Source organism: Mucilaginibacter sp. (assembly GCF_036383575.1).
Classification (GTDB): Bacteria; Bacteroidota; Bacteroidia; order Sphingobacteriales; family Sphingobacteriaceae; genus Mucilaginibacter.
The window spans coordinates 1-5,224 of record NZ_DASVOB010000306.1 but is presented as its reverse complement, the minus strand read 5'-3'; the positions used below and the strand labels follow the sequence as shown (position 1 = coordinate 5,224).

2 protein-coding genes are annotated in these 5,224 nt (G+C 43.4%); both read left to right on the top strand.

All coding sequences use genetic code 11. From position 1 onward, the window contains the following. The coding region (locus VF500_RS10675) for a 7TM diverse intracellular signaling domain-containing protein (RefSeq protein WP_330859658.1) at positions 1-1,317 on the top strand (1,317 nt) is incomplete at its 5' end. Positions 1,318-2,239: 922 nt separating this feature from the next. Then, a partial coding sequence (locus VF500_RS10670) for a SusC/RagA family TonB-linked outer membrane protein (protein WP_330859657.1) occupies positions 2,240-5,224 on the top strand: 2,985 nt, incomplete at its 3' end.

Sequence of the window (5,224 nt, the reverse complement as noted above, 5' to 3'; positions counted from 1 at the left end):
CTTATTTTTTGTTTCCATAACCTGCTCATGTTCCTGGCGGTTAAAAAGAAACAATACCTGTATTATGTATTTTACATTTTAAGTGTGGGCCTGTATGAGATGAGTGCTGATGGTATTGCATTTCAATATTTATGGCCGGGGTTACCAGGTTTAAATCACTATGGCAATGGCATTTCCTTATACTTTATCAGCATTTGTGCACTGGTATTCAGCAAGGAATTGTTGCAGGTTAAAACAAAAGCGCCGCAATTTAACCGGCTTATAAATTATGTGGTTTTGCTGCGCACTACTTACTTCCTTTATTGCCTTATTTTCAACAAATCACTGTTTGTTTATAAGTTTGTTGAGGTGATCCCGCTATCGCTGGCTTTTATTACCGGTTTATATATTTATAAAAATGGTTACAAGCCAGCGCGCTTTTTTGTATTAGCCTATTCGGTACTGTTTGTCGGCTTTATTGTAAAAGCACTTACCGCCCTTGGTTATACCTATTTTTTACCGGACCCGATAAGTTACTACAGCCTCAGCTTTTGCTTTATTATTGAGATGATACTGTTATCATTTGCCATCGGCGACCAGGTGCGGATTCTGCGGAAAGAAAAGGATGCGGCCCATGAGGAAACTATAAGGCAGATGCAACTGAACAGCCAGTTACAAGATTCGATCAATGAGGAGTTGGAACGACAGGTACGGGTACGGACACGTGAACTGGTCGAAAAATCAAACGAAGTAAGGCAGCAAAGCCAGATCATCGAAAACCAAAATACAGAACTGTTGCGGGCCAACCTGCAACTGGAAAAGCAGGCCGGCGAAATATTACGAATGAATGTTTTACTTGAAAAAGACAACGTTCAGCTGAAAACAAATATTGAAAAAGTTACCGAGTCGCGCGCCTTATCTACCGAGCTGGGCTATGAGGAATTCAGTGCCAAATATCCCGACCAGGAGACCTGCTTTAAATTCCTGTCGGCTTTAAAATGGAAGGATGGCTTTATTTGCACCCGCTGCTCAAACCCAACCTATTGTGCCGGGAGGCTGCCGCACAGCCGCCGGTGTACCAAATGCAGTTATGAAGAATCAGCGTTGCATAATACCATATTTCAAAACAGCCGCATTCCCATAAACAAGGCATTTTACCTTACTTATCTTATTTACAGCACCAACGGCACTATCTCGTCGCACCAGCTTTCCGAAAAGCTCGATATCAGGCAAAGCACCTGCTGGACCTATGCCATCCGCATAAAAAAGGTACTACAGGAAAAGAAAAAATCACGCAAGAAGAATGATCAGCAAGGCTGGACGGTTTTGGTGATGTGATTAGTGCGCATTATAAAGACTTCCAACAGACGCATGTAATGCGTTTCTACACTACCCCTAAATTATTTCGCTATCCGTAGACTCTGTCTACGGACAAAGTATGCCTGTAGTCTTCGACTACAGAATGCAATCATCAAGAATAATTTGATGTTTTAACTACCTGTCGTTGCAAACTACAGACATAGTAAATTCGTAGACAGAGTCTACGGATAGCTGAGAAATGACATTAAATTATTGTCATCCTGAGGAACGAAGGATCTTCTTCGACCTGTATAGCGACCCTGTATCTTGTAGAAGATTCTTCGCTATCGCTCAGAATGACAGGTGTTTTTTTAGTATGTCATACTGAACTTGTTTCAGCACCCCACCATAAAGGTATGCGATTTACTTAGCATGTGGCTTAGCGAGTGAGGTGTTGAAACAAGTTCAACATGACGATAATTTTTTTACGTCTCCTCAAGGCCTTCAACCACACTCTCATTTTCCTCATCAAAACTTCGTTTTCTGCATAATAAAGCAGGTTTTAACCTCCTCCCAATCCCCTCAATTGTCATTTTTTAAATTATTTTCACTTTTTTTTCTTGTTCACAAAGCGTATCACCTGTAAAAATCAACCGGGTGTAACCCGCTGTAAATACGCCACTTCAACGTTTGAGTTTATCGTTATCAAAACGTATCAAAACTTATTTAAATATCTTAAAATCAATAACTTACATTCAATCTGCCTGTTGCATTATTGATTTATTCCACGTTAAATTTACCCCACCAATTACCAATTAGCAATACGCTTAACCAACAAATTGTACAAATGAAGTAAACACCGCACGGCAGTACCTACCTGCATTGCTATTGTGTAAACCAGGTTTGCCTTTAGCCCATTCCAGCGGTCACAACCGCTTAACCAACTAAACAGCAATTAATTATGAAGAAAAAAATTACGCTAATTTTTGTTTTACTTATTACAATCCTAACACGATCTTTTGCACAGGATATTACCGTGAAGGGTATTGTTAAAGACAGCCAGGGTTTGCCAATACCCGGCGCCACCGTTAAAAACAAATCGACGGGAGCCGTAACTGTTACAGATATAAAAGGCAGCTATTCCATTACCGCAAATGGCAATGCAACACTTGTATTCAGCTTTGTGGGTTCGGCCACACAGGAGCAACAAATTAAAGGCCGCACTACAATTGATGTAACACTGGCCGATGCCAACAAACAACTGGAAGAGGTTGTGGTAATAGGTTACGGTACACGTGCAGTAAAAGATGTGACGGGTGCCATCAGCAGTGTTAAAGCCGAGAAATTGGAGAACGAACACCCGGCCAGCGCTACCGACATTATTAGGGGTAATATCCCCGGTATTTCGGTTGCCTTGAATACCTCGGCCAAAGGCGGCGGAACAGGTGATTTACAGATCAGGGGCAAAGCTTCTCTTTCGGGCAACGTTCAGCCTGTTATCGTTTTAGACGGTGTTATTTATCCCGGGCAGTTGGCTGATATCAACCCTAACGATATCGATCGTGTTGATGTGCTGCGCGACCCAAGTGCGCTTGCCGTATACGGTGCGCAATCGGCAGGTGGTGTTGTAGCTATCACTACCAAAAAAGGTAAAAAAGGCGGTACTCAAATCACCTTAAATGCCAACTTTGGCATCGCACAACTACTCCAAAATCAAAAATATTATACAGGCGATGGCTTCCTTAACTGGCGTGCCGACGGAGCCCGCAGTTCCAATACTTCAAACCCCTATTATTATTACAGCAATCCTAACAAGCTGCCCGGCGGTGTAACGTTACAGCAGTTCTTAAACGGTGCTACCGGCGATCCAACCACCATCTGGCTGCAGCGTTTAGGTTTATTCCCGAATGAGATTGCCAACTACCAGGCCGGCAAAGTTACCGACTGGTCAAAACTGGTATTCCGCAATGGTTTCCGCCAGGATTATACCGGCAGCTTTTCGGGAAGTTCAGAAACGGTTAAATACTATGTATCCGGCAACTATACTAAAAACCAGAACCTGATCCAGGGCGGTGAATATACCGACGGCCGTTTCCGTGTAAACCTGGAAGGCAAGGCCGCTAAATTTTTAACCCTTGGTGTAAATGCCCAGTTTGCAAGTCGCGATGAAGGTTCAACCACACAAACCAATAGTAATATACCACTAAGTGGCCAAAGTATAGATTCTCATGAGGCAGACTGGACGCAGATCATCAACTCATCACCTTATGGCGATATGTATAATGCCGATGGCTCATTGCGTCGTATAGATACTGATGATAGTGGCTTGAACCAGCGAAACCCTTTCCTGGGTAATCGTTACAATCAAAACGTAGCTGTTCAAAACACTTTGTTCTCCGTGCTTTTTGCCCGATTGGATCTTCCATTTGGTATTAAGTATACGGTCAATTATGCGCCGACTATCGAATCATACAGGAACTTCTTTTTCCGTCCGGTAGCTAACCCCAACGAACTTTCGGGCGGTACAGCTATCCGTGCTCAGGAAAACCGCTATAGGTATAACCTCGATAATATATTAAGCTGGAACAAAACTTTCGGTATCCACAGTTTTGACGCCACCTTCCTGCTTAACAAAGAAAAATATCAAACCTGGTATACTTACGCCTCAAACACACAGTTAACCCCAACAGACATTTTAGGTTATCATAACATTGGTGCCGGTACTTTACCTGTTGAAAGCAGCGACGACCGTATTTATAACGCCGATGCCATCATGGGCAGAATCAACTATACCCTGTTAGGCAGGTATATTGTTACCGCTACAGTACGCCGTGACGGTTTCTCAGCCTTCGGTTTGGAGCATCCGCGCGAAGTATACCCCTCAGGTGCGATTGCCTGGGTTTTCAGTGACGAAAGCTTTATGAAAGGTGACGCCTTTAAATGGCTTGACTATGGTAAATTACGTTTCAGCTACGGCGCAAACGGTAACCGTACCTCAACCACCACCGCTGATCCGTCTATCTCATTGGCTGTATTAGGTGGCATCAAATATCCAACGGCAAATAACTCGGGTACAGTTACCAACAACAGCGGTATCTATGTAAGTACGCTGCAAAACGCGGCGTTGAAATGGGAACGTACGGTAGGTCCCAATATTGGGCTTGATTTCACCATATTGCACAACAGGCTTAGCGGTTCGATAGATGTTTACGACCGTAAAACTACCGACCTGCTGGTTAAACGCAGTATTCTTGACGTTCAGGGCTACAACTCATTAAACGATCTCCCCGGCGGAGCTAATAATTCCAATCCATATACCAATATAGGCCAGGTTAACAACAAAGGTTTTGAAATTTCATTGGATGGAAAAATCCTTAAGAGCGAAAACTTTAACTGGAATGCAAGCGGAACATTTTTCCTGAACCGCAATAAGATCGTTCACCTGTATGGTGCATTCCCGGTTACTGATGCCAACGGCGTTACTACCAATGTTGAGAAAGACGATATCGGCAACGGCTGGTTCATCGGTCACGATATAAATGCCGTTTGGGATTACAAGATCCAGGGCGTTTGGAAAACAACCGAGGCCGATCAGGCTGCTAAATATGGCGCTAAACCAGGCGATTTTAAACTCCAGGACGTAAACGGCGACTTTAAGTTCACCAACGACGATAAGCAATTCCTGGGTTCACAAAACCCAAGCTTCAGTTGGTCGTTGCGCAACGATTTTAACTTCCTAAAACATTTTGATGTATCGTTCCTGCTGGTATCAAGCATTGGTCAGTTAAAACAATATAACCAGGCTTTGAACAATCCAGGCAGCGTAGGTTTTGCCCGTATGAACTCATACGTACTGCCTTACTGGACCCCTGATAACCAGATCGATGATTACGCCCGTTTAAATTCAGGCTCATCTGGCACTACTATTAACGTTTGGCGCAAAGCT